This is a genomic window from Shewanella litoralis, from assembly GCF_009828585.1.
Classification (GTDB): domain Bacteria; phylum Pseudomonadota; class Gammaproteobacteria; order Enterobacterales; family Shewanellaceae; genus Shewanella; species Shewanella litoralis.
Map to the genome: position 1 here is coordinate 177,968 of NZ_WSRZ01000005.1, position 18,563 is coordinate 196,530.

The 18,563-nt window shown below is 41.7% G+C and carries 15 protein-coding genes; 14 read left to right on the top strand and 1 reads right to left on the bottom strand.

Translation table 11 applies throughout. From position 1 onward, the window contains the following. Positions 1–111 precede the first annotated feature (111 nt). The 14 genes from GQA99_RS06705 to rfbA all read left to right on the top strand — a co-directional run bounded on the left by GQA99_RS06705 (position 112) and on the right by rfbA (position 18,137). A complete protein-coding gene (locus tag GQA99_RS06705) occupies positions 112–660 on the top strand; it encodes a glutathione peroxidase (protein WP_160053114.1) in 549 nt (182 codons plus the stop codon). A gap of 443 nt (positions 661–1,103) precedes the next feature. Then, positions 1,104–2,117, top strand: coding sequence for a ferrochelatase (gene hemH / locus GQA99_RS06710; RefSeq protein ID WP_160053115.1), 1,014 nt, complete (start codon positions 1,104–1,106; stop codon positions 2,115–2,117). Positions 2,118–2,507: 390 nt separating this feature from the next. Beyond that, positions 2,508–2,837, top strand: a complete 330-nt coding sequence (yciH, locus tag GQA99_RS06715) for a stress response translation initiation inhibitor YciH (RefSeq protein ID WP_160053116.1) — start codon at positions 2,508–2,510, stop codon at positions 2,835–2,837. A gap of 28 nt (positions 2,838–2,865) precedes the next feature. After that, positions 2,866–3,426, top strand: a complete 561-nt coding sequence (locus tag GQA99_RS06720; RefSeq protein ID WP_160053117.1) for a YqgE/AlgH family protein — start codon at positions 2,866–2,868, stop codon at positions 3,424–3,426. A 92-nt stretch (positions 3,427–3,518) separates the two neighbouring features. Then, positions 3,519–3,938 carry a Holliday junction resolvase RuvX gene (gene ruvX, locus GQA99_RS06725; protein ID WP_160053118.1) on the top strand — a complete coding sequence of 140 codons (420 nt, stop codon included), beginning with the start codon at positions 3,519–3,521 and terminating at the stop codon, positions 3,936–3,938. Positions 3,939–4,891: 953 nt separating this feature from the next. Beyond that, positions 4,892–5,749, top strand: coding sequence for an HAD-IIB family hydrolase (locus GQA99_RS06730; RefSeq protein WP_160053119.1), 858 nt, complete (start codon positions 4,892–4,894; stop codon positions 5,747–5,749). A gap of 1 nt (position 5,750) precedes the next feature. Further along, complete coding sequence (locus GQA99_RS06735; protein WP_160053120.1) at positions 5,751–6,971, top strand: glycosyltransferase family protein; 1,221 nt, start codon at positions 5,751–5,753, stop codon at positions 6,969–6,971. A 9-nt stretch (positions 6,972–6,980) separates the two neighbouring features. Continuing rightward, on the top strand, positions 6,981–8,723 hold the full coding sequence (locus GQA99_RS06740) for a sugar phosphorylase (RefSeq protein WP_160053121.1): 1,743 nt from the start codon (positions 6,981–6,983) through the stop codon (positions 8,721–8,723). 909 nt (positions 8,724–9,632) lie between these two features. Continuing rightward, positions 9,633–10,190, top strand: coding sequence for a DUF4136 domain-containing protein (locus GQA99_RS06745; protein WP_160053122.1), 558 nt, complete (start codon positions 9,633–9,635; stop codon positions 10,188–10,190). A gap of 330 nt (positions 10,191–10,520) precedes the next feature. After that, positions 10,521–11,012 (top strand): transcription/translation regulatory transformer protein RfaH, encoded by a 492-nt coding sequence (gene rfaH, locus GQA99_RS06750; protein ID WP_160053123.1) that lies wholly within the window; start codon positions 10,521–10,523, stop codon positions 11,010–11,012. 991 nt (positions 11,013–12,003) lie between these two features. Then, positions 12,004–14,742, top strand: a complete 2,739-nt coding sequence (locus GQA99_RS06755) for an SLBB domain-containing protein (protein WP_160053124.1) — start codon at positions 12,004–12,006, stop codon at positions 14,740–14,742. Between the two features lie 237 nt (positions 14,743–14,979). Then, a complete protein-coding gene (locus GQA99_RS06760) occupies positions 14,980–15,966 on the top strand; it encodes a Wzz/FepE/Etk N-terminal domain-containing protein (protein ID WP_160053125.1) in 987 nt (328 codons plus the stop codon). A 210-nt stretch (positions 15,967–16,176) separates the two neighbouring features. Continuing rightward, positions 16,177–17,274: a dTDP-glucose 4,6-dehydratase gene (rfbB, locus tag GQA99_RS06765; RefSeq protein WP_160053126.1), complete on the top strand. Its 1,098-nt coding sequence runs from the start codon at positions 16,177–16,179 to the stop codon at positions 17,272–17,274. Next, positions 17,274–18,137, top strand: coding sequence for a glucose-1-phosphate thymidylyltransferase RfbA (gene rfbA, locus GQA99_RS06770; RefSeq protein ID WP_160053127.1), 864 nt, complete (start codon positions 17,274–17,276; stop codon positions 18,135–18,137). Before rfbB ends, rfbA begins: the two co-directional genes overlap by 1 nt. Before the next feature lie 81 nt (positions 18,138–18,218). Here rfbA and GQA99_RS06775 read toward each other — a convergent pair. Further along, positions 18,219–18,563 (bottom strand): ISAs1 family transposase (locus tag GQA99_RS06775; protein ID WP_160053128.1); only part of this gene is annotated, 345 nt, incomplete at its 5' end.

The following is an 18,563-nucleotide window of genomic DNA, read 5'->3' on the forward strand; positions in this document are numbered from 1 at the left end:
GATCTTAACATTGCCATAATACGTACTGTTATATGAAATCTGCTAAGGTATTGATAAGTTGATTATCAATACCTTTTTTATTGGATGTAATTTGAGTAAAGGACTGGCAAAATGATAAAGTACATTACAGCAATCGCGCTATTAACGGGAAGTTTTGCTATGTCAGCGGCAAGCTGTCCAGAGTACCTCAATGTCGAGGCGCGGAAATTACATTCAAAAGAAAACGTCAATTTGTGCGAGCTGACTCAAGGTAAGCCAGTGTTAATTGTTAACACCGCATCAAACTGTGGTTTTACGCCGCAATTTGACGCATTAGAAGCACTGCACAAACAATACGCCGACAAAGGTTTAGTGGTGATTGGTTTCCCCTCTGACGATTTTTTCCAGGAAGAAAAAGATGAAGCGAAAACGGCAGACGTTTGTTTTATCAATTATGGTGTCAGCTTTACCATGGTCGCGACATCGCCGGTAAGAGGTGATAATGCAAATTCAGTGTTTAAATACCTTGGCGAGAAAAGTGATTCACCTAAATGGAATTTTTATAAATATTTAGTCTCTGGCGATGGACAAATCGTGCAACAATTTAATTCACGCGTAAAACCAGACAGCGAAGAAATGAAAAAAGCGATAGAGTCTGTATTATATACCCAATCAACTTGAAGAGACGTGTTTCAGAGCTTCACCGTGTTTTCAATACTAGGCGCGTTAATGCAGTAATGTAGGTACCTTATAAATTAGCGCAACAACGTAGTGGGAACACGGTGAAACTCCCAAAGGGCAAGTTTTACACGCGTTTATGCTGTGTTATTGATTTTGGAAAGGGAACGACCATTATCCGCAATCAATGCCTTGCCTAAACGCGTGTAAACTCTTGCTGAAATCGAGCATCTTCAGGTTGATTGGGTATAAACAGCCGCACTATCGAAAGAGCGCTAAAGACGATCAAAATCGATAACTAGCGCTCTTTTTGTTTTTAAAGAATAAGATACAATTAACAAATACCTAACCCAGCACTAAGCAGATTTTAAATCAGTAAGGTTGCATAAAACCTTACGTTATTTTGTGTTGTTGATGTCACCTAGATTGAATACGGAGAAGATATTTTGGCTAGATTTTCAGGATTAGATAAAGACACCGGTCATAAAGCACGCGGTAAAACTGGCGTGTTGATCATGAATCTAGGCACGCCAGATGCACCAACCGCATCAGCAGTACGCATTTATTTAGCGGAGTTTTTGTCAGATCCACGAGTGGTTGAAATTCCAAAGTTAGTGTGGATGTTAATTCTCCATGGCATTATTTTACGTATTCGCCCAGCCAAATCTGCAGCGTTATATCAACAAGTGTGGACTGAAGCAGGCTCACCATTGCTTGATATCAGCCAACGTCAACAAACCAAATTAGCAAACCAGCTGCAGGCAGAAGGGCATGATGTGAGTGTGCATTTAGCCATGCGTTATGGTTCACCGTCTGTGGCGACCACTTTGCAAACTATGCACAAGCAAGGTATTGATAATCTTGTGGTACTGCCTTTGTATCCGCAATACGCAGCCCCAACAACCGGCTCCGCTTTTGATGCTCTAGCCAAAGAGATGATGAAGTGGCGTTATTTACCCGCGCTTCATTTCATTAATACTTATCATGATAACCCCGACTTTATCGATGCGATTGCCGCTTCAATTCAAAAAGACTTTGAATTAAATGGCAAGCCGCAAAAATTAGTGATGTCGTACCATGGAATGCCAGAACGTAACTTGCATCTTGGCGACCCATATTATTGCTTCTGCATGAAAACCACGCGTTTAGTTGTCGAAAAGCTTGGCTTAAGTGAAGATGAATATGTGGCTACCTTCCAATCACGTTTTGGTAAAGCTAAATGGCTACAACCCTATACAGATATGACCATCGGCAGCCTGCCAGAAAAAGGCATTACCGATATTGCGGTAATTTGTCCTGCGTTTAGTGCTGATTGTTTAGAAACACTAGAAGAGATTAAAGGCGAGAACCGTCATGTCTTTGAAGATGCTGGTGGCAAAACCTTCCGTTACATCGAATGCTTAAATGACAATGATGACCATATCAATATGATGGCCAATCTGGTTAAACCTTTCATTTAGGTCCTAGGAACTCGCAAGCTCACCAGAGGGCGGACTACGTCCAGCTAGGGCGCTTCGCTTCTAGGGCGTGACTTCGTCACTGCTAGGGTCGCTACGCTGCTAGGGTGTGACTTCGTCACTGCTAGGGTCGCTTCGCTTCTAGGGCGTGACTTCGTCACTGCTAGGGTCGCTACGCTGCTAGGGTGTGACTTCGTCACTGCTAGAACAGCTACGCTGCTAAGATCCTAGGCCGCGACGCGGCTGGTCTGTTGATTTTATAGAATCTAGCCGCGTAGCGTCCTAGCAGCGCAGCGCTCTAGGCTGTTGCGTACCCAGGCTTTTCGCTTTATCTCCTCGCCTCAGCTTTTACGATTTGTTAAACTCACACTTCGGTTATCAAAAACAACGATTATGAGAATAGATCCAAATATTTCGCTGGTATACAGCACAGACAAAGGGCGCATCGACGAACCTAAAGCTCAGGCAGAAGTGCCAAGTGGCGATGGTATTGTTCGTATTCACAAAGACACTAAAGGCCGAAAAGGTAAGGGCGTCAGTGTCATTAAAGGCCTTGCTCTAGACGAAAAAGCGTTAAAAGAATTAGCACAAAAACTCAAGAAACAATGCGGGTGTGGTGGTACAGTGAAAGACTTCAACATTGAAGTACAAACCGACAATCGCGAACTGGTAAAATCCATATTAGAGAAATTGAATTTCACCGTGAAATTAGCGGGTGGATAAACGCTAACAGCACGATTTGGGAGAGCATATGGATAGCTTAAAAGATCACTTTTTAATTGCGATGCCGTCATTAGATGACACATTTTTTGAACGTTCAGTGATTTACATTTGCGAACACGACGACAAAGGTGCGATGGGCATCATGGTCAATCGCCCTATTGGTGTTGATGTTGAAGAGTTACTCGACCAAATGGAGCTTCATCCTTCTGCAGAGCATATGTTTGCCATTAATGAAGAAGTCTTAGTGGGTGGACCGGTTTCTCCCGATCGCGGTTTTGTATTACACACGCCACAAAAAAATTGGATTAATAGCGTTGAAATCAGTGAGTACTCAATGCTGACATCTTCTCGCGACATTCTCAGCTCAATTGCCACGGGCAAATCTCCTGACAACTTTCTTATTGCCCTGGGTTATGCCGGCTGGGGGAAAAATCAATTAGAACAAGAGTTAGCAGATAATACCTGGCTAACCATTAAAGCCTCTCCTGAGTTACTGTTTAATGTAGACCATGATCAGCTGTGGCAAAATGCGACTCAAACATTGGGCTTCGATTTCTGGCAAATGTCGAGTCAAGTTGGCCATGCTTAATAATAGTATCGCTACGCTGCTAGAACCTAGAACCTAGAATCTAATAGTGGCGAGCTTGCGAGTTCCTAAAACGAGTAAATAAAGAGAAATACATGCACCCACAAACGGTTTTAGGCTTTGACTATGGCACCAAAAGTATTGGTGTCGCAATTGGCCAAGCCATTACGGCAAGTGCAACGCCATTGTTGTCGATAAAAGCGGTTGACGGTATCCCGAATTGGGATGATATCGAAAAACTACTAAAAGAATGGCAACCAGATCTGGTCGTGGTAGGCCTACCATTAAACATGGATGGCACAGAACAAGAAATGACCCAACGAGCACGAAAATTTGCCAACCGAATCAATGGTCGCTTTGGAGTGAAAATTGCCACTCAAGATGAACGTCTTACAACCGCAGATGCTAAAGCGAGATTATTTGAACTAGGCGGATTTAAAGCGCTAACAAAAGGCCAGGTTGACGCTGTTTCAGCCGTATTGATCATCGAAAGTTACTTTGAAAACCAATATTAATTTCAATACTAGATCGCTACTAGGGCTGTTAGAGTATTCAAACACCGCCCACTACTCCGTCTTATTCCGGCAATGCTTTTGAGCCGGAATCCAGGTGTTAGCTCTTATGTGTTAAATCTTAAAATCTAAAACCCTAAAGATAAGTCAACAGCAACACCTGGATCCCCGATAAAAGCATTCGAGGATGACGGGCGGTGAGCAACACCTGGACCCCCGATAAAAGCATTCGAGTATGGCGTGTGGGTAGAGTGGCAACCATGACTACATGATTTCAAACACCGCCCACTATTCCGTCGTTCCGGCAATGCTTATGAGCCGGAATCCAGGTGTTAGTCCTTACGTGTTAAATCTTAAAATCTAAGACCTAAAATCGAAAATCTAAGTCAACAGAAACACCTGGATCCCCGATACAAGCACTCGAGGATGACATGCTGTTTGAGTAACTCTATGGCCCAATACAAGCATTTGAGTATGGCGTGTGGTTTGAGCAACACTCCTAGCACCCAGCACTTTTTCACTTACCAATTCGCACCAAAGTAGTGCAAGAACTATTCATCGTTGCACAATTCTCCGTCTTCACACCCAATCACCACTTTTACATTATCGGTTTTCACCTTTTTAATATCCCTTTTATATCAGTAGCTAACATCTGATTGAACCATTTGGGTGCAATGTTTTAAGGCTTGGCACATATCCTGAATCCTTCACTATAAAGGTAATGACAGACAATCAAAGCAAAGTGACGAGCGACAAAAGATTAACGATAGTGACTAAATAGTGAATAAACAGCGATTAAAGCGCGTTAAACCGGTTATTAATGGTTTTGAAGGTTAACGAGGTTAGCTGCAAAGCGAATGAGCTTCTAAGCTTACCTTTCTAGCCACCTGGCATCGCTCGCTAACGCTTTTATAGCTTTGCTCACTCAGCACTCAATGATGATAAAGGGACATGATATGACAACTAAACCACTCATTTTCACTGATATTGACGGAACATTACTCGACCACTTCGATTACAGTTTTAATCATGCCATTGAGGTTATCGAAGCACTTAACGAACGTCATATTCCCATTATTGCCAATACCAGTAAAACCTTTGCCGAAATGGAAAAATTACAGCAAACCATTGGGATTAACTCACCGTTTATTTCAGAAAATGGTGCAGCTGTTTATATTCCTATTGGTTATTTCAATGAGCAACCTCAGGACACATTTGAGCAAGGTTATTACTGGATTAAAGAGTTTTGCCCACCGCGCGAACATTGGCTTAAGTTACTCGCTCAACAAGCAGTTGAGTTTGAAGATGAGTATGTTGGTTTTTCATCATTTAGTGTTGAAGAGCTATGTGAGGTCACAGATTTAGCGCCCGATAAGGCGCGTCTAGCATTGGTTCGACACTATTCGGAGCCATTATTGTGGCAAGGCGATGAAGCGCGTAAACAAGAATTTATTAAACACATGACATCTTTAGGTGCGCATATGCTCCAAGGTGGACGCTTTTTACACGTAGGCGGTGAAAGCGATAAGGGCAAAGCCATGAACTGGCTTGCTCAAATATATGCCAAACAATACCAAAGCGAGGTAACCACAATCGCCTTAGGTGACAGTGGTAACGACAGTGCCATGTTAGAGGCCGCTGATATCGCGATTCAAATCAAATCACCAACCCATGACTTCCCGGTGTTGAGTAAAAAACACACCATAAAAAGCCAGGAATGCGGCCCCAAAGGTTGGGCTGAATGTATTACCGCAACGTTACTAACATCGACACTGGCAACTCCCTCAACATCAATGTCTTTAGGAGGCGTTTAACATGGCTGATTTTTATCAAAATGGCATTGTCACCACAATGCATAACTTAACCCGCCGCACTCACGAAGAACTCGAGCAAGACTTACTAAAGTTTGCAAAAACGCGTCCACTAGGGCTTATTTTACCGTCATTATTTTCAGAGTTAGAAGGCGACGCATTAAAAGGCATTGTGGCCAATCTTAAAGATGTGCCGTATTTGTCCGAAATTGTGATTGGCTTAGATCGTGCCGATGAAGCGCAATATAAACATGCGCTGAGTTTTTTTGGTGAATTACCGCAACATCACCGTATTTTATGGAACGATGGTCCGCGTCTTCAAGCGCTAGATGCTAAATTACAAAAGCTTGGATTAGCCCCAACCGAATTGGGTAAAGGCCGCAATGTATGGTATTGCATGGGTTATATTTTAGCGTCTGGTAAATCTGAATCTGTCGCCTTGCACGACTGTGATATCGTCACCTACGAAAAGTCATTATTAGCAAGGTTACTCTACCCGGTAGCCAACCCACAGTTTAACTATGCATTTAGTAAAGGCTATTACGCCAGATTATCCGACGGCAAAATTAACGGCCGAGTCTCTCGCTTATTAGTTACTCCGCTTATTAAGGCACTTAAAAAAGTGGTCGGTTACAACGAGTATTTAGAATACATGGACAGTTTTCGGTATCCGCTCGCAGGAGAGTTCTCTTTTAGACGCGATGTGCTGACCGATTTACGCATTCCGAGTGATTGGGGCTTAGAAATTGGCGTATTATCTGAAATGCAGCGTAACTATGCCCATAATCGTATTTGTCAGGTCGATATTGCCGACAATTATGATCACAAACATCAAGACTTATCACTCGACAACGAAGAGGCGGGGTTATCTAAAATGTCGATTGATATTACCAAAGCGTTTTTCCGTAAATTAGCAACCCAGGGGGAAACATTTAGTACAGAATCATTTCGCACATTAAAAGCCACTTACTATCGTGTCGCCCTTGATTATGTTGAAACCTATCATAATGATGCGTTAATGAACGGCTTAACCACAGATATTCACTTAGAAGAAAAAGCCGTTGAAATGTTTGCGCAAAATATTGTTACCGCAGGGCAACGCTTTTTAGATAACCCTATGGAAACCCCATTCATGCCAACCTGGAGCCGAGTAGTGAGTGCCATGCCAGATGTACTTGAACAGCTTAAGGCCGCTGTTGAAGCAGATAATGCCGAGTTTAGCTAAGGAGTTCTTATGTCAGTAATGGATGGGCTACAGCAAAAACTGCAACATCAACTTGAGTGTATCTATAAAGACATTGATCTCGACATACCGATTGTCAGCTTGGCACAAAAACTCATAGCGATCATGCGTATTACCGAGTTTAGCCAGGTACCAGAACCTTTTGCCAATCACTGGTCTGAAAAAGACACCATCATGATCACGTACGGTGATAGTGTTTTGCAGCAAGGTGAGCGGCCACTGACTACATTGTCACAATTTATCGACAGTTATGTTAGTTGTATCAATGGCGTGCATATTTTGCCATTTTTCCCCTACAGCTCAGACGATGGCTTTGCCGTTATTGACTACTCTAGTGTCAACGAGAGTTTAGGAGACTGGGCTGATATCAGTGCTATCGCAAGTAAACGTCGGTTAATGTCAGACTTAGTCATTAATCACTGCTCAAGCCGAAGCTTGTGGTTTGATAACTTCTGCAAAGGTGATGGCCCTGGTCATGATTACTTTTTTACCGCACAACCAAACGATGATTTATCTGATGTTGTTAGGCCGCGCACATCGGCACTGCTAAGACCTACAGAAACACCTAGCGGAACACAATATGTGTGGTCTACCTTTAGCCACGATCAAGTCGACTTCGACTTTAGAAACCCACAAGTCTTAATCGAATTTGTGACAATTATTCGTCAATATCTGGATGCGGGTGTCAGTATCTTTAGGCTAGATGCAGTCGCATTTTTATGGAAAGTGGTAGGAACTAAATCAATCAATTTGCCGCAAACGCACGAGGTCATTCGTTTATTGCGCACCCTTATTGAACATGCACAAAACGATGCAATGATCATTACCGAAACCAATATCCCTAACACACAAAATCTAACGTACTTTGGCAATGCCAACGAAGCCCACTGTATTTATAATTTTTCACTGCCTCCCTTGCTCATTAACACCTTAATCACTGGCAGTTGTTTATATTTAAAGCGCTGGCTCATGAGTATGCCGCCAGCCCAAGATGGCACCACATACTTTAACTTTATCGCATCGCATGATGGTATCGGTTTGCGCCCAGTCGAAGGCTTATTAGATGACGATGAAATTGAAACGCTCGTCGACACTATGAAGCAATTTGGCGGCCAAATATCGGCACGAACCACCGAAACAGGCGCCCAAAAACCGTACGAAATGAACATCGCGCTTTACGATGCCCTAAAAGGCACCACAAAAGGTAAGGATACTTGGGGTATGCAACGCTTTATGTGTGCTCATAGCATCATGCTAGCGCTAGAAGGCATTCCTGGAATATACATACACAGCTTACTGGGTACACGTAATGATTATGAAAAGCTAGCCAATACCTCGCACAACCGAGCCATCAACCGTCATCGTTGGGAGCTAGACAATTTAAAGCAGCAGTTAAGTGATGCTCAAAGTACTCACAGCCAGGTATTGTCTGCAATGACAAAGCTTATCAATATACGCACACAACAAATTGCATTTCACCCCAATGCCACGCAATTTACCTTACACCTAGGCCTGCAACTATTTGGTTTTTGGCGTCAAAGTCGTAACCGTAAACAAAGTATTTTTTGCATCAGTAACGTCTCAGACCAAGTGACTGATTTACCCATCAATGAGCTCAATCTAGTGATTTCAGAATACTGGATTGATTTACTCACCGGGATCCAAATCGAAGACATCACCAAAACAATACAACTGCAACCATACCAAACCGTATGGATCAGTAATAAAGGATAGGAGATAGGGCGTGACTTCGTCACTTGTAGGACGCTACGCTGCTAGATCACGTCGTTCCGGTAATGCTGTTGAGCCGGAATCCAGGTGTTTCAGTAGATTTTAAAAGCGATTACGGAGTACAGAACGCTTATCTTACGGGGTTTAGGCTCCTTCGCTGCTAAGGCGCTACGCTGCTAGATCACGTCGTTCCGGTAATGCTGTTGAGCCGGAACCCAGGTGTTTCAGTAGATTTTAAAAGCGATTACGGAGTAGAGAACGCTTATCTTACGGGTTTTAGGCCCCTTCGGTGCTAAGGCGCTACGCTGCTAGATCACGTCGTTCCGGTAATGCTGTTGAGCCGGAACCCAGGTGTTCCGGTAGATTTTAAAAGCGATTACGGAGTACAGAACGCTTATCTTACGGGTTTTAGGCCCCTTCGGTGCTAAGGCGCTACGCTGCTAGATCACGTCGTTCCGGTAATGCTTTTGAGCCGGAACCCAGGTGTTCCGGTAGATTTTAAAAGCGATTACGGAGTAGAGAACGCTTATCTTACGGATTTTAGGCCCCTTCGGTGCTAAGGCGCTACGCTGCTAGAACACGTCGTTCCGGTAATGCTTTTGAGCCGGAACCCAGGTGTTTCAGTAGATTTTAAAGGCGATTACGGGGGTACAGAACGCTTATCTTACGGGGTTTAGGAGGCGCTACGCTGCTAGAACCTAGACCTAGAATCCGTCCCGGTAACGCTTACAAAGCCGGGGTAAAAGCAGTCGAGGACGGTGCCTAGAACCTAAAAGGACTCTGACGAGCTTGCGAGTTCCAAGAACCTAGTCCTTATAACCTATAACCTACATTTATAAATTCTAGTTAACTTGACAACATCTTTGCGCTCTATAAGCTTATATGCATTAACATATTGTTTTGGAGTCTGTAATGAAAAAACTGTTTATCGCCGCCGCGGTATTAGCGCTAAGCGCTTGTAGCACCTTAAAATCAAGTTCAGACTTTGACCCATCGGTAAACTTCAGCCAATACCAGTCTTACGCCTGGGTAGAAAAAAACAATACCGAAACTGAATACCATTTAGATGGCCTAATGGACCAACGCGTCCGAGTGGCAATTGAAACCCAATTAAGCCAAAAAGGCATCAGTAAAGTCGATAAACCTAACGCTGATTTATTAGTCAATTACATTACAAAAGTCGATAAAAAAATTAACGTCGACACCTTTAATAGTCATTTTGGTTATAACCCATACTATGGTCCACGTTGGGGTTTAGCTGGCTCAATGCAAACAGAAACGATAGTACGTGAATACGAAGTCGGTACACTAATGGTCGATTTAGTCGACAATAAAACCGGTAAACTCGTATGGCGCGGCACAATTGCCGACACCGTTAGAGAGCAAAGCACCCCACAAGAGCGAGTAGAAACAATTAATCATGCAATCGGTTCAGTCATGATGAATTACCCACCTAAATCAGGCCAATAGGCGCGATTTTAATCAATAGCCTTGTAGCGTTTACCAAACCCCGATATTCAATCGGGGTTTATTTTATTAGCAACAGATAAATAATAGTTAACCGTTATGAATACCATAAAATCGCACAGTTTTTTAATCGGTATAAGCAAATCAATATCTTAGAACCACCACTAACGTTAAAACTGTTTTAATGAGTCAATATGTCAAAGAGGTGGCGTATTAATAGGCACTCAGTACACAAATGGATTCAAAATATTCGCTAAGTTTGTTATGATTTGCTGTTGTGAATTGGACGTCACTTACTCAGACTAATGAGTAAATTTAAACAAGCGAGTAACAATGAAATCCTGGTATCTACTGTATTGCAAACCGCGTGAAGAATTACGTGCACAGCAAAATTTGGCTTTGCAAGAAGTCGAAAGCTATTTACCTATGATTAGCCAACAAAAAAAGGTTCGTAATAAAACCCAAATGGTTACGGCACCTCTTTTCCCAAGTTATCTGTTTATCTATTTCGATCCAGAAGTCACTAGCGTAAGCAAAATCCACAATACACGTGGTGCTAATCGTATAGTCGGCTGTCGAGAAGACATGACTCCCATTGACGACCGAATAATTTCAGCGCTTAAAAGGCGCGTTCAAGGGCATGTCCCTGAAGTTGAAAAACCGCTAAGTAAAGGTGATAAAGTCACTTTCGTTGACGGCCCATTTAAAGATCTTGAAGCCATATTCGACGAAAACAATCCAGATAAACGTTGCCATGTATTGTTTACTATTATGGGGCAGCAAAAACGGATTTTAGTCGAATTGAGTAACCTTAAGTCTGCTTGATTTACGACAGAATATGGTTGTCCTTTTTAAAGAAGTACAGTGTTAAGCTTGTTCATTTGTAAGATATTTGCCATAGGGTTGCTTCAATAACGACTCTGAAATGATTAAAACTGTACCAAAGTGTGCGAGATGTAAGCAATTAGGTCGTTTTTAAACGTTTGTTTAACATATTTAATGTTCATTAGAATCTTAACTAAAGCATCTCAGTGCTTTTTTGAGTATAATTCCGCGCCTGATTACGTATAAAACGTAAAAATAGCGCAAATATGTACATAAAAATTTAAAAGTTCGCATAGCGAAGGGCAAGTTGGAAGCCGTAATCCATGGGCGGTAGCGTGCCTGAAAAGAATTGTCTGGAACAATTGTTAACAGCTTTAGCTGGCCCAAAGGGAAAAATACAGGACGTATTTTATAAAGGCAAAAGACAGAATAGTTTCTGTCTTTTAGTGAACGCCGAAGGGCGTCTCGCCCGCCACGCGGGGCGGTAGCGTGCCTGAAAAGAATTGTCTGGAACAATTGTTAACAGCTTTAGCTGGCCCAAAGGGAAAAAGTACAGGACGTATTTTATAAAGGCAAAAGACAGAATAGTTTCTGTCTTTTAGTGAACGCCGAAGGGCGTCTCGCCCGCCACGCGGGTCGGTAGCGTGCCTGAAAATAATTGTCAGGAACAATTATTAACAGCTTCAGCTGGCCCGCAGGGGAAAATACAGGACGTATTTTATAAAGACATCGAATGAAAAGTTTTCATTCGTTAAGCAGACGCCGAAAGTGATTGTCTGGAACAATCACTAACAGCTTTAGCTGGCTCGAATAGAGAAGTACAGGATGTACTGAATCAGGCCTCTGGCCGCCACGCGGGTCGGTAGCGTGTCTGAAATAGGACGCTTTGCTGCTGAACTTAGAAGGATGTAGTCCTCTCTCTGGCGAGCTTGCGAGTTCCTAGCCCCTATTACTTAACAACCTATTTTTAAAATAATATTGGAGATACCTGGTGTTGCATAAAACCAAAAACATGTTAATTGCTGGCTTGTCAGCCATTATTATTTTCAGTACGCAAGTACAGGCGGTAACGCCGTCGCCTCAGATGATAGAGCAATTCAAGCAACTGCCTAAGTCAGAACAAGCAAGAATAGCCCAACAATATGGTATAGACCCATCATCATTTGGTGGCAGTAGTACCAATACAAGAGTGGAAAACCCGCAAGTTGTCTCTGAACGAGTAGTGAACGGAGCTAATGCACAAACTCAAAATGCCAATACCGAGCTTGATTTCAAACAAGATAATCAGCGTAATGAGCTAAACCGCTTCGGTTACGATATGTTTGCTGGCGAACCAACTACTTTCGCCCCTGTTTCAGATGTACCAGTCCCAAGTGAATACATGGTTGGTCCTGGCGATACCATTAACGTGCAACTTTATGGCAAAGAGAATCAACAATATAGTTTAACCATTGGTCGCAACGGCAGTATTCAATTTCCATCATTAGGTCCAATCCAACTTCATGGTATGAGTTTTTCAGAAGTAAGAGACTCAATTAGTGAAAAAATTAAGCAACAAATGATTGGTATTGAATCTAATATCAGCATGGGCGAGCTTCGTTCTATTCGCATTTTTGTCGCTGGTGATGCTTATAAACCTGGGTCTTACACCGTTTCAAGTTTATCAACCATTACTCAAGCGCTTTTTGTTGCTGGTGGCGTCAATGAAATTGGTAGTTTGCGAAATGTTCAGCTAAAACGTAATGGTCGTTTAGTCGGTAAGTTTGATTTATATGATCTACTTTTACGCGGAGATGCCTCTGGCGACATTAACTTGCGCTCTGGTGATGTCGTGTTTATTCCCGCAGTAGGCGGCTTAGTGAGTGTTACTGGTGAAGTCAGAAGACCTGCCATATATGAAATTGCACCTAATGAAACTATTGCAGATGTTGTCACTATGGCAGCAGGCGTAAAAGCGGCGGCCTATCCTAAGGCAACAAGTTTGGAGCGTTATAACAGTAATGGCCTTAAAAGCATTATCAATCTTGATCTAACTTCTGCCAAAGATAAAACTTTATTGGCCAAAAGTGGCGATTATATTCGCGTTAAAAATGCTTCAAGCCAATTTGAAAATACAATTACATTAGCCGGTGCTGTTGTTCGCCCTGGTAAATTCCAATGGCGTGATGGGATTAAAGTCGCAGATATATTACCTAGCCTATGGGGCGATTTAGCCCCAACTGCTGACTTAAATTATGCTTTAGTGATTCGTGAAATTAATAAATATGGTGACATTGAGGTTTTACAATTTTCATTGGGTGCTGCAATCGCAGAGGGTTCTTTAGCCGACAACTTACCTTTGCTACCACGTGATAAAATTCTAGTATTCAACTACGATGATTCAACTCAAAACCGCTTCGAACTCAACAAATTAATAAAGCAACGTATAGCGCGTGTATCGGAATTAAATGGGGATTCACTTCTTGGCAATGATTTATTTCAAGCAGGATTTGAGTCATTAGATTTTAACGGTAATAAAAAAATATCGAGTAGAGACATTGCAGGTGTCGTTATAAGTGACACCGAACAGTTAAAAGAACAAAAAGCGGTTTCAAACGAAGTGTCGCAAATGTTAGGCAATTTATTTGACGATATTGAGCTCATCAAAGTCAGTAATGCAATGAGCCGTGGTGAATTACTGTACCCAATAATAAGTAAACTTTACCAACAGGGTTCTACCCATTCTAACGTAAAAGTTATTGCTGCAGCAGGTAAGGTGAGACATCCAGGATTATACCCTCTGAGTGATAATGCAACCGTGAGCGATTTAATTACAGCAGCGGGTGGGTTAACTGAAGGGGCTTATATAGAAAAGGCCGAGTTAACAAGAACAAGTCTTGACGATTCAGGTTCAGGTATTACCCATATTCGTGTTGATATTTCTAGCGCACTAATGGGCGATCAATCGGCAGATATCGCATTACAAAGTCGTGACGCATTAACTATTCAGACTATTCCAGACTGGCAAGAAAGCAAAAGTATTGAACTTCGCGGTGAAGTTAAATTTCCTGGTGTGTATAACATTGGTAGGGGTGAGACATTAGCCAAAGTGCTTGAGCGTGCTGGTGGCTTTACGCAATATGCTGCACCCAATGCATCTGTATTTGTGAGAGAGTCAGTAAGGCAGCAAGAAGAGTTAGAAATTAAAAAACTCGCCAATCAACTTCGTCGAGATATTGCCAGTCGTGGTATTTCTAAAGACGGCATACAAGTTAACTATGCCGATGCACAAATGATGTTAACCGACTTAGAGAACATCAAAGCTGTTGGGCGTTTAGTTGTCGACTTAAATGCAATTAGCCTGGGTATTGATGAGGCTGATTTACAGCTAGAAAATGCTGATGTGTTATATATTCCTTCAATAAAACAAACAATAGCGGTAATGGGCGAAGTACAACACCCGTCAACCCACAGATTTAAAACTGGCTACACACTTGAGCAATATTTGTCACTTTCTGGTGGTCCACGTGAGCGAGCAGATGAAGATCGTACTTACATTATCAAAGCAGATGGTTCAGTCGTGTTACCTAATCAAAGCGCCTGGTTTGCAAGTGGCACAGAAATGTCGGCTGGTGATACCGTTATTGTGCCATTAGATACTGAGTATAAAGATAACCTCACGCTTTGGACTCAAGTCACCGGAATTATTTACAACACCGCAGTTGCCATTTCCGCTATTTCAGGATTGTAGCTCGACAGAGGGCTTACTACGTTCTTCTAGGATGTGACTACGTCACTGCTAGGATTTTATAGTAGGCCGCTCTAGCCGCGAAGCGTCCTAGAATCTAGGCTGTTGCTTTGACACAACCAGCAACAAACAAAACACTTAGCAGATATCTGCAGGTATCTTTTGACTTTATAGCAGCGTCGCCTTCTAGCCGCTAAGCGTCCTAGAATCTAGCAACTACTTCCCAGACAAAATAGAATTATGAATAACCAAAATAAACAATTAAACCCAGATGCACAATTTCAACCCTATGCCACCCAACCAATGGGAAACGTAGAAAACGACGAAATCGACCTTCGTGAGTTGTTTTCAGTAATTTGGCAAGGCAAATGGATCATCATCGCCATTACATTTGTATTTACGGTGGCGTCAGTTGTATTTGCAATAAGTCAGCCAAATATATACAAATCAGAAGCTCTGTTGTCACCAGCCGACTCTGAACAAGCCGGTGGTGGATTAGCAGCACTAGCAGGTCAGTTTGGCGGTCTTGCAAGTATGGCTGGTATTAATTTAGGCGGTGGCGGTGGCGTTGATAAAACTAAAATGGCCATCGAGGTAATGAAGTCTCGTCAATTTGCTAGTGAGTTTATTCAAAAGCACCAAATTTTGGCTGATTTAATGGCGGCTGAAAAATGGAACATGGCAGACAATACATTATCATACAAGGTAGATTTGTATGATGCAGAACAAAATAAATGGATGCGTGAGGCTAAGGCTCCCTTTAAACCAGAACCATCAATGCAAGAGGCTTACAAAGTTTTCAGTAAAATTGTTGCCGTTAATGCCGCAAAAGATAGTGGCATGGTTACAATATCGGTAGAGCATTTATCACCAGTTGTTGCTCAACAATGGGTCAATTGGCTTATACAAGACATCAATACAGTAATGAAAGAACGTGATGTTGCTGAGGCAATTAAAAGTACCGAATTTTTAGAGTCTAAAATTCAGCAAACCAATGTGGCAGACATTCGCTCAATTTTATACAAATTAGTCGAAGAGCAAGCAAAAACCATTATGTTTGCAGAAGTGCGCGATGAATATGTATTTAAAACCATAGACCCAGCCTTAATATCAGAAGAAAAAGCCAAACCTAAACGTGCGCTCATTTGTGTGTTGGGTACCATGCTCGGTGGCATGTTAGGGGTAATGTTTGTATTAATTCGGTATTTTGTAAAGAAAGAAGATTAAACAAAAAAAAGGGCCTATTGGGACTGTTTTAAGAAAAAGCAGAAAATCTAGGCTCTATGCAGGTTAGCTAAGATTGACCTGTCTCAAAATGATTAAAAAGTGTCTCAGCTTGGTTTGTAAGGCTGAGCTCCAAAATTGTAAATATTCAATTTCCCTTAGTCTAATGAAATCAATATTTAGGCTATTTAAAGTACATTCGGAAACATAAAAATGAAAATTCTAGTCACAGGCGGAGCAGGATTTATTGGCTCAGCAGTTGTTCGTCATATCATCAATAATACACAAGATAGTGTCATTAATGTCGATAAATTAACTTATGCCGGTAACCTAGAATCTTTATCAAGCATAGAGTCAAATGAACGTTATGTTTTCGAGCAAGTTGATATTTGTGACCGTGCGGAATTAGACAGAGTTTTCGCACAATGCAAACCAGATGCAGTTATGCATTTAGCTGCTGAGTCGCATGTTGATCGCTCTATAACTGGCCCAGCAGATTTCATCCAAACGAATATTGTTGGTACTTACACTCTTCTTGAAGCTACAAGAGCATATTGGAACACATTGTCAGAAGATGCTAAGAAAGCATTTCGTTTCCATCACATATCAACCGATGAAGTTTATGGCGATTTACCGCATCCTGACGAAGTCGATAGTGGAGAAGAGTTACCGTTATTTACAGAGATGACAGCATACGAACCATCAAGCCCATACTCAGCTTCTAAGGCAAGTTCAGATCATCTTGTGCGTGCTTGGTTAAGAACCTATGGCCTACCAACGATAGTAACAAACTGTTCAAATAATTATGGTCCATACCACTTTCCTGAAAAGCTTATTCCATTAGTTATTTTAAATGCATTAGAAGGAAAGCCATTACCTATTTACGGTAAAGGCGACCAAATCCGCGATTGGTTGTATGTTGAAGACCATGCTAGAGCACTTTATAAAGTAGTGACTGAAGGTGATGTCGGCGAAACTTACAATATAGGTGGTCATAACGAAAAACAGAACTTAGAAGTCGTTCAGACGATTTGTGGAATTTTAGATTCTTTAGTACCAAAAGAATCAAAGTACCAAGAGCAGATAACTTATGTAACCGACAGACCAGGCCACGACAGACGCTACGCGATTGATTCGAGTAAAATGCAGCGTGAACTTGGGTGGACACCAGTAGAGACGTTTGAAACAGGTCTTAAAAAGACGATTGAATGGTATTTAACTAACCAAGAATGGTGTCAACACGTTCAAGATGGCAGTTATCAGCGTGAACGTTTAGGTGTAGAGTCTCCGACGACAAAGGAAGAAGTATAATGAAAGGTATTGTATTAGCAGGTGGTAGTGGTACTCGTTTATATCCAATAACTATGGGGGTATCTAAGCAATTACTGCCTGTGTATGACAAACCTATGATTTACTACCCTATTTCAGTATTGATGTTATCAGGTATCCGAGAAATCTTAATAATTACAACTCCAGAAGATAATATAAGTTTTAAAAAACTGTTAGGAGACGGAAGTCAATTTGGAATTGAAATTCAATACGCCATTCAAAACAAACCTGAAGGTCTGGCGCAAGCGTTTATTATCGGTGAAGACTTCATAGGCGACGATTCAGTATGCTTAGTATTGGGAGATAATGTTTTTTGGGGGCAGGGCTTTTCAACAAAACTATTAGATGTAGCCCGCAGAACAGATGGTGCTACAATTTTTGGTTATGAAGTTCAAGATCCAGAGCGATTTGGCGTTGTAGAATTTGATAATAATTTAAATGCTATATCAATTGAAGAGAAACCTTTAGTACCTAAATCTAAATTTGCAGTGACTGGACTATATTTTTATGATAATGATGTTGTGAAAATAGCGAAAAATGTTAAGCCTTCATGCCGCGGAGAGTTAGAAATTACTTCTATCAATCAGGCATATTTAGAACTTGGTAAATTAAAAGTTGAGCTGCTTGGTCGAGGTTTTGCGTGGTTGGATACAGGAACTCACGAAAGTTTATTAGAGGCTTCTAGCTTTGTTCATACTATAGAGAAAAGACAAGGTTATAAAATAGCTTGCTTGGAAGAGATTGCCTATCGTAATAAGTGGGTGTCTAAAGAATTAATTCAAAGTGCTTATAACGTGTTGAAAAAAAATAGTTACGGTGAGTATTTGCTAACTGTAATAGATTGATTTTTATGCTTTTTAAATTATATAGTGCGGAAATATAAATTTTTGTTCAGGTGTCATCCAGGGCAACCGCATGAGTGTTCATTAATTAGCCATGTCACTGAATCCAGCATGTAATACTGCTTCTAAGTATGCTGTTTTCATCCAGGCTCGTTTTTGTTTAGCTGGTATGCTTCCCTTTGACGGTTCGCTTCTAAGCATATTCAATGCGGCTTGGCGTAACATAGCCCAATTTTCAGCACCATGGTCTTGATAAATTTGGCAAGCATCCTCAGCCATACAGACATCTAACACCCAATGCAGGCTATTTTCTACAGCCCAATGAGCACGCACCGCTTCAGCGAGTTGCAGCTCTGTCAGTTCAGCGGAACTGATATGGTAACGATACATTAGCTCAGGCGCTTTTCCTTTTTGCTGACGAAAGCTCAT